General features: G+C 47.8%; 12 protein-coding genes. 4 read left to right on the forward strand and 8 right to left on the reverse strand.

The window, feature by feature from the left end; genetic code table 11:
* The first annotated feature begins 2 nt into the window (after positions 1-2).
* Complete coding sequence (locus tag QEP07_RS11505; protein WP_285010253.1) at positions 3-1,751, forward strand: ABC transporter ATP-binding protein; 1,749 nt, start codon at positions 3-5, stop codon at positions 1,749-1,751.
* Here QEP07_RS11505 and QEP07_RS11510 read toward each other — a convergent pair.
* The 5 genes from QEP07_RS11510 to QEP07_RS11530 form a co-directional block, all read right to left on the reverse strand.
* A complete protein-coding gene (locus tag QEP07_RS11510) occupies positions 1,748-2,383 on the reverse strand; it encodes a thiamine phosphate synthase (RefSeq protein WP_285010254.1) in 636 nt (211 codons plus the stop codon). The two genes, QEP07_RS11505 and QEP07_RS11510, sit on opposite strands and share 4 nt — an antisense overlap.
* Positions 2,384-2,387: 4 nt before the next feature.
* Entirely contained in the window at positions 2,388-4,643 is a 2,256-nt protein-coding gene (locus QEP07_RS11515; RefSeq protein ID WP_285010255.1) for a TonB-dependent receptor, read from the reverse strand.
* Between the two features lie 207 nt (positions 4,644-4,850).
* On the reverse strand, positions 4,851-5,399 hold the full coding sequence (locus QEP07_RS11520) for an AAA family ATPase (protein WP_285010256.1): 549 nt from the start codon (positions 5,397-5,399) through the stop codon (positions 4,851-4,853).
* A complete protein-coding gene (gene pnuC / locus QEP07_RS11525; RefSeq protein WP_285010258.1) occupies positions 5,380-5,994 on the reverse strand; it encodes a nicotinamide riboside transporter PnuC in 615 nt (204 codons plus the stop codon). Before pnuC ends, QEP07_RS11520 begins: the two co-directional genes overlap by 20 nt.
* A complete protein-coding gene (locus QEP07_RS11530) occupies positions 5,994-6,515 on the reverse strand; it encodes a hypothetical protein (protein ID WP_256002445.1) in 522 nt (173 codons plus the stop codon). The genes pnuC and QEP07_RS11530 overlap by 1 nt, the downstream gene beginning before the upstream one ends.
* 199 nt (positions 6,516-6,714) lie before the next feature.
* Here QEP07_RS11530 and carB point away from each other — a divergent pair, with 199 nt between their 5' ends.
* Positions 6,715-9,531, forward strand: coding sequence for a carbamoyl-phosphate synthase large subunit (gene carB, locus QEP07_RS11535; RefSeq protein ID WP_256002443.1), 2,817 nt, complete (start codon positions 6,715-6,717; stop codon positions 9,529-9,531).
* A 295-nt stretch (positions 9,532-9,826) separates the two neighbouring features.
* Here carB and radA read toward each other — a convergent pair whose 3' ends face one another.
* Genes radA through panC form a run of 3 tightly spaced genes read right to left on the reverse strand, consistent with a single transcriptional unit; the run spans position 9,827 to position 12,418 of the window.
* The gene (gene radA / locus QEP07_RS11540) at positions 9,827-11,203 is read right to left on the reverse strand and encodes a DNA repair protein RadA (protein WP_285010259.1); all 1,377 of its coding nucleotides are present in this window, start codon (positions 11,201-11,203) and stop codon (positions 9,827-9,829) included.
* Between the two features lie 12 nt (positions 11,204-11,215).
* Complete coding sequence (gene panD / locus QEP07_RS11545) at positions 11,216-11,566, reverse strand: aspartate 1-decarboxylase (RefSeq protein WP_256002438.1); 351 nt, start codon at positions 11,564-11,566, stop codon at positions 11,216-11,218.
* 9 nt (positions 11,567-11,575) lie between these two features.
* A complete protein-coding gene (panC, locus tag QEP07_RS11550) occupies positions 11,576-12,418 on the reverse strand; it encodes a pantoate--beta-alanine ligase (protein ID WP_285010261.1) in 843 nt (280 codons plus the stop codon).
* A 153-nt stretch (positions 12,419-12,571) separates the two neighbouring features.
* Between panC and QEP07_RS11555 the strand changes: the two genes are divergently transcribed.
* Positions 12,572-13,396 (forward strand): glycogen/starch synthase, encoded by an 825-nt coding sequence (locus QEP07_RS11555; protein ID WP_256007045.1) that lies wholly within the window; start codon positions 12,572-12,574, stop codon positions 13,394-13,396.
* A 16-nt stretch (positions 13,397-13,412) separates the two neighbouring features.
* The gene (locus tag QEP07_RS11560; RefSeq protein WP_285010262.1) at positions 13,413-14,888 is read left to right on the forward strand and encodes a DUF4270 family protein; all 1,476 of its coding nucleotides are present in this window, start codon (positions 13,413-13,415) and stop codon (positions 14,886-14,888) included.
* Positions 14,889-14,894: the final 6 nt, after the last annotated feature.

Here is a 14,894-nt window from a genome sequence, read left to right on the forward strand (position 1 = left end):
AGATGAAAATTTTATACAGTTATCTTAAAAACTATAAAGGGTTAATATTATTAGCCCTTTTTTTGGCTGCAGTAAATCAGATATTCTCCTTTCTGGATCCATATGTATTCAGGCTGATCATTGACAAATATGTAACCAATTATAAGGAGTATTCTACCGACGAATTCATCAAGGGCGCGGGCGTGCTTATCCTTCTTGCGATGGGGGCGGCTATGGTTTCGCGTATTGCCAAGAACTTCCAGGACTATTATGTGAACGTGATCACGCAGCGTTTAGGGGCTAAGATTTACTCCGACGGACTGGCGCACTCGCTTGAACTTCCTTATCAGGTGTTTGAGGACCAGCGGAGCGGTGAAACGCTTGGGGTATTGCAAAAGGTTCGCATAGATACGGAAAAGCTGGTTCAGGCGGTGATCAATGTACTGTTTACCAGCATTATCGGGATCATCTTTGTAACAGTCTACGCGATATCGGTGTATTGGGTTATTGCCGTCGTTTACTTTTCGTCTATTCCATTGCTGGGTTTTCTGAGTTCTTTCTTAAGTAAGCGCATCAAAAAGGTGCAGAAGAACATTGTTGCAGAAACTACAGCGCTGGCGGGCTCAACGACCGAGTCGCTGCGCAACATAGAGCTGGTGAAAAGTCTTGGCCTAGCCAATCAGGAGATCAACAGGCTGAACGCGACCACAACGAAGATATTGGGCCTGGAGCTTAAGAAAGTTAAATACATCCGCAGTTTGAGCTTTATCCAGGGTACGTTTGTAAACCTGCTTCGTAACGGTCTGCTCTTCCTGATGATGTATCTGATCTTTGCAGGCCGCATTACGGTGGGTGAGTTCTTCTCGCTGTTCATCTATTCGTTCTTTATTTTCGGGCCGCTGCAGGAACTCGGCAATATTATCAATATATACCGCGAAACAGAGGTGTCGCTCAACAACTTCGAACGGATCATGTCGATACCGAAGGATAAAAAGCCTGAGCGCCCGGTTAAGGTCGACCAGATCAGGACGCTGGAGTTTGATGCGGTAAGCTTCAAGCATCAGTCGGCCACCACAAACGCACTGAACAGTATCAATTTTGAGACGAAAATAGGCGAAACCATTGCTTTTGTTGGTCCGTCAGGATCGGGTAAGACCACGCTGGTAAAACTCCTCGTAGGCCTTTATCAGCCGAAGGTAGGCGATATCCGTTATAATGGCATCACCAGTAAAGACATTGATCTGGATGCACTTCGTGAGAAGATCGGTTTTGTAACCCAGGATACCCAGTTGTTTTCCGGAACAATACGGGAGAACCTGCAGTTTGTAAGACCCGACGCGACAGACGAGGAGTGCATGCGCGTGCTGCATCAGGCAGCGTGCCAGAACCTGCTTGCGCGGGCAGATAAGGGATTGGATACGCTGATAGGCGAAGGTGGTGTAAAGGTTTCGGGTGGTGAAAAGCAACGCTTGTCGATTGCACGTGCCTTGTTGCGCAAGCCTGATATTCTGGTGTTTGATGAAGCAACCTCATCACTGGATTCGCTGACCGAGGAAGAGATTACCGCAACCATCCGTGAGGTTTCCGATATCGCCAACCACATCACTATATTGATTGCGCACAGGCTTTCGACCATCAGGCATGCCGACCGCATTTATGTGCTGGAGAAAGGTAATGTGATTGAAGAAGGCAACCACGAGTCGCTCGTAGCCCGCAACGGCTTATACTATGCCATGTGGAGACAGCAGATCGGTGAACGTGCCGAGGCCTAGTTCATAACCCTCGAGTAGAAGTCGAGATAAGCCGAACGCATGTCTTCCGCCTGGTTGATCGCCGCTGATGCTGCGATGCCGAAAATGCCGGTCTGCATCAGCTCGTCTACATCCTCGAGGCTAACGCCGCCAACAGCAAGCACAGGGAAATCCGGGTGTGTTTCCTGCAGTTTATGGAGCGCCTTACGGTATCCCTGTAAACCAAGCAGCGGAAAATTATTGGGCTTGGTGGTCGTGTCTGCAAAAGGGCCCAGACCTGCATAGTCGACACCCTCATCGGCGATGCGTATCAGGCCCTCAATGCTGCTAGCCGATCCACCCAGCGTTACAGCATCGCCGAGCTCTTCGCGCAAACGTCGAAAATCGGCATCCATATCCTCGATATGAAAGCCCTGTATATCGGCCAGGCCATTGAGGTGCACATGATCTGTAACGATCAGGGTGGCACCCCAATCGTCACAGAGTTCTGCGATTTCATTAATGTCGTTAAGCAGTTCCTCGTCCAGCTTTGTAAGGCAGCGGTATTGAATCCATTTCGCCCCTGCTTCGCAGGCTATGCGCGCTTGTTCAGGATGGCTCAGGTGGTCAATGTCGTGCGTAATAAATTGCAGCTTTTCGATGAACTTTTTCATAGGGTTAAAATTTGAGGTTGAGCGAGAACAGGAAGTTCGTTCCTGCCTGCGGGAAGTAAAAGTTTTCCGTGGTGGTCAGTCCCTGATAAAGGAAACTATAGGTGTAACCGTTGCTTTCATATCTTTCGTCCAGGATATTGTTGACCAGCAGTCCGATATTAACACTCTTAATGCCGCTGAGTTTGAAATCATAGCCCAGGCGCAGATTGTTGACCAGGTAGGCATCAAGTTTCCTGTTCTCATTTTGTGTGTTGTCCATAAACTGATCGCTCACATACTTGGTCTGCCAAGCAGCCGCCAGCCCTTTAAATGGCTTATACACCAGTTCGCCAAATAATACGGTGTTTGGCGAGAAGGCGATGTCGGGCCGCTCGTACGTGGTAGCCACCAGCCCGGCAAGGTCGAAGTTGTCGTCGTACTCCGGAACATAGTCTACATAGTCTTTGATCTTGTTCCGGCTGAAGGCCGCATTCGCGTTAAGGGCGAAACGTGAGCTCAGGACGTATGAGGCGTCAAGTTCGATACCCATCCTGTAGCTGTCGTCAACATTCTGCCTGTAGGCATCCGAAAACTCGTTGATCTCGCCCGTAAAGATCAGCTGATCCTTGTAAAACATCCCGTAAAGGTTTGCCCCCGCGGTGAGCCGTTCGTTTTTAAAGCGGTAGCCCAGTTCCACGTCGTTCAGTATTTCAGCCTTAGGTAAAGGAAGGCCGGCTTTTAAATTTGTGAAATCATCCCGGTTAGGTTCCTTATTTGCCCTGCTGAAGGAGGCATACACGTTGCTTTGCGCGTTCAGGAACACTGTGGCCCCTAGCTTGGGATTAAAGAAGTTGTAGTTGTTGTCGAAATTAAGCGTCTTGAGGTTCTTATCGGTCCCGCTGATCCGGTACCCTACGTTCCTGTACTGGAGGTCGGCAAACAAGCTCAATTTTTCTACAGGGCTGAAATTGACCTTACCATAGATGTTAAAGTCATCCTTACTGCCTTTTCCATCATAGTAATGGAAATCCTCCGGAATGGAAGAAGCGAACTGCGCCCAGGTTATTTCGCCGAAATGCTTGCCGCGGTATTCATTGTACGCCCCGCCAAGGCTGAAGTTAAGGTTGGACGCCGGCTGATAATTTAATGCGTAGGTGAGGCCGTAAAAGTCATTGTCGAGCCAGCGGCGGCGCACCAGGTCGCTTTCCTCTACCTCGGTGCCGCCCACGGTAACATTAGGGAGGCCGTAGTTGTCAAAACCCGCGGAGGCCTTAAATTCTTCAAAATAGCCCCTTCCATCAGTATAGTGCAGGGCGGCGTTGAACGACAGGTTATCACCCAGTTGTCGCGCGTACAAGGCCTGATAATGGTTTTGCCAGTAGTTGTCGGTCTGATCGTCGTACGTAAAGGAATTGTAGGTTCTATTGCTGGAGTTGCGCAGGTTGGCCGCATCAGCTTCACTTAAATAGTTTCTTTCGATATACGCCTGTATACCTGCCGCATCGTTGCGCAGCTTAGCTTCCGGAACGCCGTTCCAGGCCTGGTAGGTTTGCTCAGAGCCGGCAAACACGTTGACCCGCAAAAGGTCATTTTTGCCATGATACGCGCCGGAGAGAAAATAGGACTTCAGATCGGAGGCCGCACGGTCGATGAATCCATCAGATTTTATCCTGGACAGGCGGCCGTCGAAGCTGAATTTGTCGTTGATCAGTCCTGTTCCCACCTTGACGGTATTTTTCAGGGTATTGAACGAACCGAAGGTGTTGTTTAACTCGGCATACGGCAGTTCAGACGACAAGCTGGTCTGTATGTTGAGGCTTCCGCCGAAAGCACCTGCGCCGTTGGTCGACGTCCCGATACCGCGCTGGATCTGTATGTTCTCCACCGAAGATGCAAAGTCGGGCATATTAACCCAGAACGTTCCCTGGCTTTCGCTGTCATTGTACGGAATACCGTTGATGGTAACGTTGACCCTGCTGGCGTCGCTGCCCCTGATCCGTATACCGGTGTAACCTACACCTGCACCTGCATCGGAGGTAACCACCACCCCGGGCGTATTATTTAATATGAAGGGCAGATCCTGACCGAAGTTGTTCTGTTCGATCTCGGTTTTGCTCAGGTTCCTGTAGGTTGTGGCCGATTTGTCGTTGGCGCGGGTCGACTGGATAATGATTTCGTTGAGCACAACGGCAGAGTCTTTACGCTTTTTTAAGTCAGGTTTGCTTTGTGCGTTTACCGCAAACGGTGCCAGCACAATCAGTGCAATAGCTAGTCTTTTCAATGTGTTTGTTTTTAGTTAAACCACCATAAGTAAGGGGCACTTACAGCATTAGTTAACTTCATAACTCCTCCCTACGCCGGCATTACCCGGATCAGGTGCATACAACCATATCGTTGTATTGGGTATGATCTCAGCCTGTTTTTGTGTTTTCGGAAAAACAAGGCACCCCCTTTTGATGTGTAAACCTACAAAAATTTAGTTGGTTCCTCAAAAATCTGAGTAATTTGCAGCTTTGTGCAGAAAGGCATCTACGGCGTCGACAGCATTTTGAAGACGGTTCTCAATCCCTTTTACGACGATATAGTTGCCGCTTAATGCTTGCAACTCGCTGTGCCAGATGTTCATGAAGTATTCCCGTTTATCGGGAAAATCACGAAGGGGGTCGTAGGTCCAGGGCAAGTCAATGTCCATGAGCAGGTACAGGTCGTACGGATGCCGTGGCAGCTCGCTTAGGACTACAGATGGCGTACGGCCGAAGACTTCATCGCACCATATCTTCACGGTTAGAAAAGTGGTATCGCAGAACAGGAGTTTGCCCGTATTTACCGAGGAGATGGCTTCTTCGAGCGCGAGCTGTCCGTAGAACATATTGATCTCGTCCTGTTCGGTACAAGGGGCTGTGAGGGCGGCGCAGTAATACCTGGCATATTCCGGTACCCAAAGACTATTGTAGTGACGGGCCAGTTGGGCGGTTATGGTCGACTTCCCCGTGCTTTCGGGGCCTACTATGGCTATTTTAAGAGGTTTGATTGACATAGGTTTTCTTCCAGTCTGAATAACCTTTGAAGGCTATTACGATTAAGAAAGCATAAAATACGGCGCTTAGATTCAGGTTTTTGTATATGTAGAGCGGGATATAGCAGAGGTCGACGATAATCCACATCACCCAGTTTTGCAGGACTTTTCTGGTGAGAAGGTATTGGGCAACGAAACTCATGGCCGTGCAATAACCATCGGCATACGGAACGTCTGAATTGGTGAAGTGGTCGAGAAACAATCCGAGAAGTACAGAAAGCAGGCTCACGGAAATAATTACAAAAACCCAGTCACGCAGGCGCAGACTTGTCACGGTTTTTTGCGGCTGTTCGGTCTTCCTGTTCCAGAAGAACCAGCCGTAAAAAGCCGTAAGCAGGAAGTAAAACTGGAGCATCATATCGCCATACATCCGCGCATCGTAAAACACCCAGGCATAGGTGAGTACGCTGACGATGGATACAGGCCAGCTTAAGACTTTCTCTTTCGCTGCAAGGTAAATGCAGGCAAATCCGGTGATGACGCCCAGCCACTCGGGCCAGCTGGTGTAGACGAACTGCTCGGCAATATGGCGGAGAAATGTTGAGATGGAATCCATTATTGTTGCGGGTTTGGAGCAGCAACAAAACCTAGTGACGCCCGGAGACTTACATCTGATTCGCTTTTTGAACGCAATATATATTCAATCCGGATGTGAAGGTCTTCGCCCATCAAATAGGTGTCCAGAATTTTCGTGTTGTCAATATCAAGTGCCAGTACGGGGCCTATGTTCTCCTGAATATCACTTCTTGAGGCTACCATAATTTGGTACCCGGCGCCGTTAGAGAGGTATAACTTCACTGACCGGAATATGCCCAGGTTTTGATCGCCGGGTTTAACAGCGGTAAGCCTTGCACTGGCCATCACGACGTCGCGGACATAGCTTTTGCCTTCTTTGTTGCCAAATATCTCGTCAAAGCTGGAGGCGGCGAAGCTGGCCGTTACGACTTTGCCGGCCGGGGTATCTGCTGGCACGACAACCGTTGCTGTATAGGGAAAAGTCGATTTAATGATGGACTGTACCGTTGCACATCCTAAAAGGAAGGTGGCGCTACATAGGAGAATAATTGCTTTTTTCACGGCTTCAGGTTATGTGTTATTAAAGGTCTCTTTTTTGCTATAAACTGATCTGCAAAAAATAACCGATTTATCAGCTTAATGATGTATCTTTGCATCCCGACAGAAGAGTCGGGGATTTCAACGCATCTCAGGACTGTTCGGTCTGCACAAAACTACATTTTTTACTACATTATAATAAGTTTAGACTTTTTTAAGCCTTATGCCTAAAGACACCTCCATACGCTCAGTATTGATTATCGGATCAGGACCTATCATCATCGGCCAGGCCTGTGAGTTCGATTATTCGGGATCGCAAGCCGCGCTTTCCCTGAAAGATGAGGGAATCGAAGTTTCGATAATTAATTCGAATCCGGCGACCATCATGACAGATAAGGTGATCGCTGATCATGTTTATTTGAGGCCTTTGACTGTGGATTCCATCGAGCAGATCCTGATGGAGCGGAAAATTGATGCGGTTCTTCCTACTATGGGCGGACAGACCGCGCTTAACCTGTGCAAGGAAGCGGAAGAGCGGGGTGTATGGGAAAAGCATGGTGTGCGTGTAATTGGTGTAGACGTTGCCGCGATTGAAAAAACAGAAAACCGGGAAGCTTTCCGCCAGCTGATGGTGGATATAGGCGTGGGTGTAGCTAAATCAAAAATAGCAAACTCTTTCCTGGAAGGTAAAGAAGCAGCTCAGGAGATCGGTTACCCGCTGGTTATCCGTCCTTCGTACACCCTGGGTGGTACGGGCGGTGGCTTCGTACATAAGAAAGAGGAGTTTGATCATGCGCTTAAGCGTGGTTTGGAAGCCTCTCCTACCCATGAGGTACTGGTAGAACAGGCTGTGCTTGGCTGGAAGGAATATGAGCTGGAGTTACTTCGCGACGGCAACGATAACGTGATTATCATCTGTTCTATCGAGAACTTCGACCCTATGGGTATTCATACCGGTGACTCGATCACTGTAGCGCCTGCGATGACTTTATCGGACCGATGCTACCAGGAGATGCGTAACCAGGCGATCCGGATGATGCGTGCCATCGGAACTTTTGCCGGTGGATGTAATGTGCAGTTCTCCGTAAATCCGGAAAATGATGAGATCATCGCCATTGAGATCAACCCGCGTGTATCGCGTTCTTCAGCCCTTGCAAGTAAAGCAACCGGTTACCCGATCGCGAAAATTGCATCAAAGCTGGCTATTGGTTATAACCTGGATGAAATTGAAAACCAGATCACTAAAACGACGTCGGCTTATTTTGAGCCTACGCTCGACTATGTGATCGTGAAAGTGCCGCGTTGGAACTTTGACAAGTTTAAGGGCGCAAATATGGAGCTTGGTTTACAGATGAAGTCGGTAGGTGAGGTTATGGCCATCGGCAGGAGCTTCATCGAGGCCTTACAAAAGGCTTGTCAGAGTCTCGAGATCGGTCGCGCCGGCCTTGGTGCCGACGGCCGCCATAACCGCAGCATCGAAGAGATTATGCATGGCCTTGAGCATGCAAGCTGGAACCGCTTGTTCCTGATCAAGGATGCTATGAGCATGGGTGTGCCGCTGGAGTCTGTTCGCAAAGCGACACGTATCGATAAATGGTTCCTGAACCAGATTCAGGATCTTGTGCAGCTTGAAACAGAGCTGAAGCGTTATTCGCTGAATAATATTCCGAGAGACTTCTTCGCTACATTGAAGCAGAAAGGTTTCTCTGACGTACAGATCGCTTATCTGCTGGGTAATGTTACCGAAGATGAGGTGTATGACCGCAGACGTGAGCTTGGAATAAGACGTGTTTATAAGATGGTTGATACCTGCGCCGCTGAGTTTGCAGCCCAGACGCCTTACTATTACTCGACTTTTGAGGAAGAAAATGAGTCGACCCCATCCGACAGGAAGAAGGTCATTGTACTGGGCTCGGGTCCTAACCGGATCGGTCAGGGTATCGAGTTCGATTACTCCTGTGTGCATGGATTGCTTGCAGCCAAAGAAAGCGGATTTGAGTCGATCATGATCAACTGTAACCCGGAAACGGTTTCTACCGACTTCAATATGGCGGATAAGCTATATTTTGAGCCTGTATTCTGGGAGCATGTGCGTGAGATCATTGACCTGGAGAAACCTGAGGGCGTTATTGTTCAGCTTGGCGGACAGACCGCGCTGAAAATGGCGGAGAAGCTTCATGCCAAAGGTATCCGTATCATCGGAACTTCTTATGAAGACATGGATGTTGCTGAGGACAGAGGACGGTTTTCTGATCTGTTGAAAGAGCTGGATATTCCTTATCCGAAATATGGTGTTGCTGAAAATGCAGAAGAGGCTATTAAGGTGGCCAACGAAGTAGGTTACCCGGTGCTGGTTCGTCCTAGTTACGTGCTTGGCGGCCAGGGCATGAGCATTGTAATCAACGACGAGGATCTTGAGAAAGCGGTGGTTAAATTACTGGGCGACCTTCCTGGAAACAGGGTGCTTATCGACCACTTCCTGGATCGTGCTGAGGAGACTGAGTCTGATTCAATTTGTGACGGGGAAGATGTACATATTGTCGGCTTGATGGAGCATATTGAGCCTGCGGGTATTCACTCGGGCGACTCAAGTGCGGTATTGCCCCCGTTCAGTTTGTCGGACAAGGTGATCAGCGATATGGAGACTTACTCTAAGAAGATTGCTAAGGCGCTTAATGTAATCGGGCTACTAAATATCCAGTTTGCCGTAAAAGACGACAAAGTGTATGTGATCGAAGCCAACCCGCGTGCATCGAGGACAGTGCCGTTCATCGCGAAAGCTTACGATGTGCCTTATATCAATATTGCAGCTAAGGTAATGCTTGGTGTAAATAAACTGAAGGATTTCACGATTGAGCGCAAGCTTGAGGGCTTCGCGATTAAGGAACCTGTATTCTCATTCGATAAGTTCCCGGAAGTGACCAAAGAACTTGGCCCGGAAATGAAATCTACTGGAGAGGCGATCAGGTTTATCAAGGATCTGGAAGACCCATACTTCAGAAAGCTTTATAAAGACAAGTCAATGTATCTGTCGAAATAGATAGATGCTGATAAGCATATCAAAGTCCCGAAAGGGACTTTTTTTGTTAAAAAAAATCCTCGCTACCTTACGGTAACGAGGATAATCATCCCTATTGTATTATCAAACATCAAAGCGTGATAACAATATCATATATACAATTAGCAGGCCAATGTAAAGTTGGCCGTTATCTGCAATGTAGTGACTTAGTAATGAGTGTTTTACGATTTTTTGGATTTCAAGGCATGAAAACACAGGTGTGAAATTCTTTTCTCAGATTGTAGATAACAAATAGACTTTTTTCACGCAGGGGGCCTTACCCAAACAGCACAGAGAACGCGTCATCAATTTTACTGACCTCGAGGATTTCGATATTAAATTTCTCTTTGCTCAGACCTTTGCCGTTGAAAGAAGAAATGAGGATTCGCTCGAAGCCTAATTTTTCAGCCTCCAGGATGCGCTGCTCGATGCGGTTGACCGCCCGGATTTCCCCGGACAATCCTACTTCGGCAGCAAAGCAGGTTTTTGCTGAAATACTGATGTCTTCGTGCGACGAGATGATGGCGGCGACGATAGCGAGGTCAATTGCCGGATCTTCCACTTTGATACCACCCGCAATATTCAGGAAGACGTCAGACACGCTAAGCCTGAACCCGCATCTTTTTTCAAGTACGGCCAGCAGCATATTCATCCGTCGCGTGTCGAAGCCGTTTGCCGACCGCTGAGGCGTTCCATATGCTGCGGGACTTACCAGTGCCTGGGTTTCGATAAGCATTGGTCTGGCGCCCTCTAAAGTTGCCGAAATGGCAATTCCGCTAAGCTGCTCATCACGTTGTGAAAGCAGGATCTCCGAAGGGTTTGATACTTCTCTTAAGCCTTGGTTGTGCATGGCGTAAATGCCGAGCTCAGCCGCGGCACCGAACCTGTTCTTCACAGATCGCAGGATTCTATAGACATGATGCCTGTCGCCTTCAAACTGCAGCACAGTGTCGACCATATGTTCAAGAACCTTGGGGCCGGCGATAGTGCCGTCCTTAGTAATGTGGCCGATCAGGAATACGGGCGTATCTGTTTCTTTTGCAAACTTTAAAAGTTCAGCAGCGCATTCCCTGACCTGCGAAACGCTTCCGGGCGTGGAATCGATGTGTGCTGAATGGAGCGTCTGAATGGAATCGACAATAACAAGATCTGGTTCCAGCGCTTCTATCTGTTTAAAGATATGCTGAGTGGAGGTTTCTGCCAGGATATAACAGTCCGATGTCGGATTTGGCGTGATGCGCTCCGCACGCATCTTGATTTGTTGTTCACTCTCTTCGCCTGAAACATACAAGACGCGCTTGCCGTGTACGTTCAACGCCAGCTGGAGCATAAGCGTAGACTTGCCTATACCCGGTTCACCCCCGATTAGTGTGACAGAGCCGGGTACGAGTCCACCGCCCAGCACGCGGTCAAGTTCCTGATCGCCAGTGCCGAGCTTTTCTTCGGCTTTCAACTGAATATCGCCTACTTTTGAGGGTTTGTTAAGCCTTTGTGTGCTTTGCGTGGTTTTCCATGCCGGTATCTTGGAGGCAGGTTTTTCAATGAGTTCTTCTACAAAAGTATTCCATTGGCTGCATGAAGGGCACTTGCCTAGCCATTTTGCGGATTCATATCCGCAACTCTGACAGAAATACGCTGACTTTGTTTTACTCAATGAGGGTTAGGGTTATTTCAACAAACGGTTGTTGTCGTCGGGAAACACAAGTATGGGCTGATACTTTTTCGCGTCCTCTACCGGAAGTGATCCATAGGACATGATGATAAGGATGTCGCCTACCTGAACCTTCCGGGCAGTTGCGCCATTCAGGCATACCATACCCGTTCCGCGCTCACCTTTGATGACGTAGGTTTCGAAGCGCTCACCATTGTTATTGTTAACGATCTGTACTTTTTCGTTGGCAATGATCTGCGCAGCGTCCATCAAATCCTCATCAATCGTAATACTTCCCACGTAGTTCAGTTCAGCCTGCGTTACCCTAACCCGGTGTATTTTCGATTTTAATATCTCGATAATCATGAGGCAAAGTTAATCAAAAAGCAGCATATTGTCTATCAGGCGAGTGTCACCTACTTTGGCAGCGACCAGGGCGACCAGATTGGACTGTTCTTTGCTGGTCGCCGGAAGAAGTGTATCACCATCGGCAATGGTGAAATAATCCAGTTCGATTCCAGGCGTAGCTGTGATCATTTCTGCAGCTTTATGAAGCAGTTCAGCCAGGCTGTATTGCGAAAAATGCTCTTTAACATACTTCAGCGCTTTGCTTAGCACAAGCGCATGCCGGCGGTCTTCGGGCTGCAGATGTATGTTCCTTGAACTCATGGCTAAGCCATCGTCCTCCCGGATTATGGGGCAGGAAATAACTTTAAGCGACATGTTGAAATGCTTAACCATCTGCCTGATCATAAGCACCTGCTGGTAGTCCTTTTGTCCGAAAAAGGCCAGATCAGGACTCACCGCATCGAAAAGTTTCTTAACGATTTGTGTCACGCCCTGATAGTGCCCCTTTCTGAACTCCCCTTCGAGCAGGAATTCGGCAGGGCCGAGATCTATATGCCATTCCTCTGGCTGAGGATACATCTCTTTCACGGAAGGCATAAAAACCACATCGCAGCCTGCTGTTTTGAGCATAGCGAGATCGTGCGCTAAAGGCCGCGGGTACTTTTCCAGGTCCTTAGGATCAGTAAACTGAGTTGGGTTTACAAAGATACTGCATACCACGATCCGGGCTTGCGCCTGTGCAGCGCTGATGAGTGAAACATGCCCCTGGTGCAAGGCCCCCATCGTAGGTACCAAAGCAACTTTACCCCCGGCCAGACGAGCGGTTTCAAGCAGCGACTTCAAGGCCGCAATCGTGTTTACAATTTCCAAAACAGCATATAAAATTTGAGCCGGTAAAGTTGCTTATTTATCTATTCTGAACAAAACATCTTGCTTGTTATATTGATAAATGTTATTATTTTGATTACCTTTGCCCCTTGATAATCTTTTCTTTAACATAAATTTTTATTTACGAATATGGAGATGGCAAAAACGAAGCTACTGATTGTTACACACGAGATGTCGCCTTTCCTTGAACTTACAAAGATTTCAGAAATTACCCGTCAACTGCCCCAGGCCATGCAGGACAAAGGATTTGAGATCCGGATCCTCATGCCCAGGTTTGGAAATATAAACGAGAGAAGAAACAGACTACATGAAGTAATCCGGCTGTCGGGCATGAACATCATCATTGACGACAACGATAATCCTCTGATCATTAAAGTTGCGTCTATCCCAGCTGCACGTATGCAGGTGTATTTTTTGGACAATGAAGATTATTTTCAACGTAAACATGTTTTCAGGGATAAGGAAGACAAATTTTATGCAGACAATGATGAGCGTACCATATTCTTCTGCAAAGGCGCACTTGAAACCGTTAAGAAATTAGGCTGGTCGCCAGACATCGTGCACTGCCACGGCTGGATGACTTCACTTGTGCCGGCATACATCAAGACCACTTATAAAAATGATCCGACCTTTAAGAACTCAAAGGTTGTGTATTCCATATACGAACAGTGTTTTACCGAGAGCCTCAACGCCGACTTGTATAAAAAAGCGGTTATGAATGCGATGTCTGAGGAAGATACGAAAGTGTTCGAAAAAGCCAACTGCAGTGCCATGCATATCGGCGCGGTAAGTTACTCGGATGCTGTTGTGCTTGCCGATGAAAACATTGAAGCTGATGTGTTAAAATTTGTTAAAGATTCCAATAAACCAACTTTAGCTTATAATTTAACCGAAAATTTCGACAATTTCTATTCATTGTATGAAGAGATTTCAAGCGAAGAATTGGTTTCAATTGCATAATATCAGGCACTTAAATATGAAATTTATAAAACAAGACTTATTAACCCTGTTGATAGGTCTTTTTCTTTTTTCCGGCTGTAAGAGCACAAACTCTATAGGTATTGAGCCTGATCCGGATATGGCTATTGAGGGTGAGCTTGCCGTAGTAGGTGTAAATACGGTTACCGTGCGGGACGACGTTGGCTCAACGCTTGGCCTTCCAAGGCACCCGCTTGGTTTTATCAGCAACGACCCGGTTTTTGGCAGTACGGAAAGTGCACTTGCCATGACCGTTTCACTTCCGGCTGAGGGGTTTAGCTTTGGTGAAGATCCTGTAGTAGACTCTGCCGTTCTGGTGTTGCCCTACGCTACCTCTGTGTCACCATCTACGACGACGCACTTCTACGGAGATACCACCACCAGTGTGTATGCCTTTAATGTGCAGCAGCTTCAGGACGATCTTGCTTTGCAACGCTCGTTTACAAGCGACAGGGAATGGCCGGCTAAACCTGCTGTGATAGGTTCTTTCAAAGGCAAACTCCAGCCTACGACCAAAGGACGTATCGTTGATATTGTGCCTGGCAAGCCTGATACGTCAAGAACGGTTTCTGTGCCTCAGCTGCGCATCCGCCTCGATAAAACCTTTATACAGAATAATATTGCCGACCTGGATTCGGCGACACGCTCAAAAAACATGAAGTTTACCAGCGTCTTCAAGGGACTTAAAGTAAGTATCAATAAAGCCGAAAGCACTGGTCCGGGCGGACTTTTGTTTTTAAATCTTTCGAGTACGGAAGTTTTAACCGGGGCTAATCTGGCGATATATTATAAAAAGAATATTGAAGGCTCTTTGATAGATAAAGATACAGCATCGGTGTACTTCCCGATATCTACGTCGACAGGCAATATTGCGGCTACAATTAAACATGACTATACCGGGAAACCTGTGCTGGACCAGTTGAATAACCCTAGTCCGGCTACGCCTTATCAGGTGAGTTTCCTGCAGCCATTGGCAGGTTTGAGATCGAAAATATCTTTTCCTGAACTGGCTTCTTTTGTTAGCAACGCCAAAGCCGGCAACGCGAACGCTAAGGTTGTGGTGAGTAGAGCTGAACTCGTCGTAAATGTGGCCTCTGGTACAGATGTTGCGCCTTTTGTGCCCGGCGAACGGCTGTCACTTTACCGGCTTGACATAGCCGGTCAGCGTGCCCAATTGAGAGATAACATCCGGAGCACAGTTTCCACTAATCCGCTTGACTTTGGCGAGGTTGCGTTTGGTGGATTTTATGACAAGACCAATAAGCGTTACGTCTTTACCGTAACCGGATATATTCAGGATCTGATCAATGGGGACACCATGGATTATGGCACCTATCTGGCGCCCAGTGCATTCTCGGAATTCAATCTTTCGACGCCTTTAAGTTCCGGCAACAGGACCGTGATCACATCCGGGACCCCCGGGGCGGGCGACAAGCCATTGAAGCTGAATATATATTATACCGTGGCGAACTAAAATTTT

This window comes from Pedobacter faecalis (assembly GCF_030182585.1).
In the GTDB taxonomy this organism is placed as follows: domain Bacteria; phylum Bacteroidota; class Bacteroidia; order Sphingobacteriales; family Sphingobacteriaceae; genus Pedobacter; species Pedobacter faecalis.

What these genes read in the sequence shown, in the direction of transcription:
- QEP07_RS11505 (WP_285010253.1), top strand. Translation starts at nt 3, where the DNA reads ATGAAAATTTTATACAGTTATCTTAAAAACTATAAAGGGTTAATATTA.
- QEP07_RS11510 (WP_285010254.1), bottom strand. Translation starts at nt 2,383, where the DNA reads ATGAAAAAGTTCATCGAAAAGCTGCAATTTATTACGCACGACATTGAC.
- QEP07_RS11520 (WP_285010256.1), bottom strand. Translation starts at nt 5,399, where the DNA reads ATGTCAATCAAACCTCTTAAAATAGCCATAGTAGGCCCCGAAAGCACG.
- pnuC (WP_285010258.1), bottom strand. Translation starts at nt 5,994, where the DNA reads ATGGATTCCATCTCAACATTTCTCCGCCATATTGCCGAGCAGTTCGTC.
- carB (WP_256002443.1), top strand. Translation starts at nt 6,715, where the DNA reads ATGCCTAAAGACACCTCCATACGCTCAGTATTGATTATCGGATCAGGA.
- panD (WP_256002438.1), bottom strand. Translation starts at nt 11,566, where the DNA reads ATGATTATCGAGATATTAAAATCGAAAATACACCGGGTTAGGGTAACG.
- QEP07_RS11555 (WP_256007045.1), top strand. Translation starts at nt 12,572, where the DNA reads ATGGCAAAAACGAAGCTACTGATTGTTACACACGAGATGTCGCCTTTC.
- QEP07_RS11560 (WP_285010262.1), top strand. Translation starts at nt 13,413, where the DNA reads ATGAAATTTATAAAACAAGACTTATTAACCCTGTTGATAGGTCTTTTT.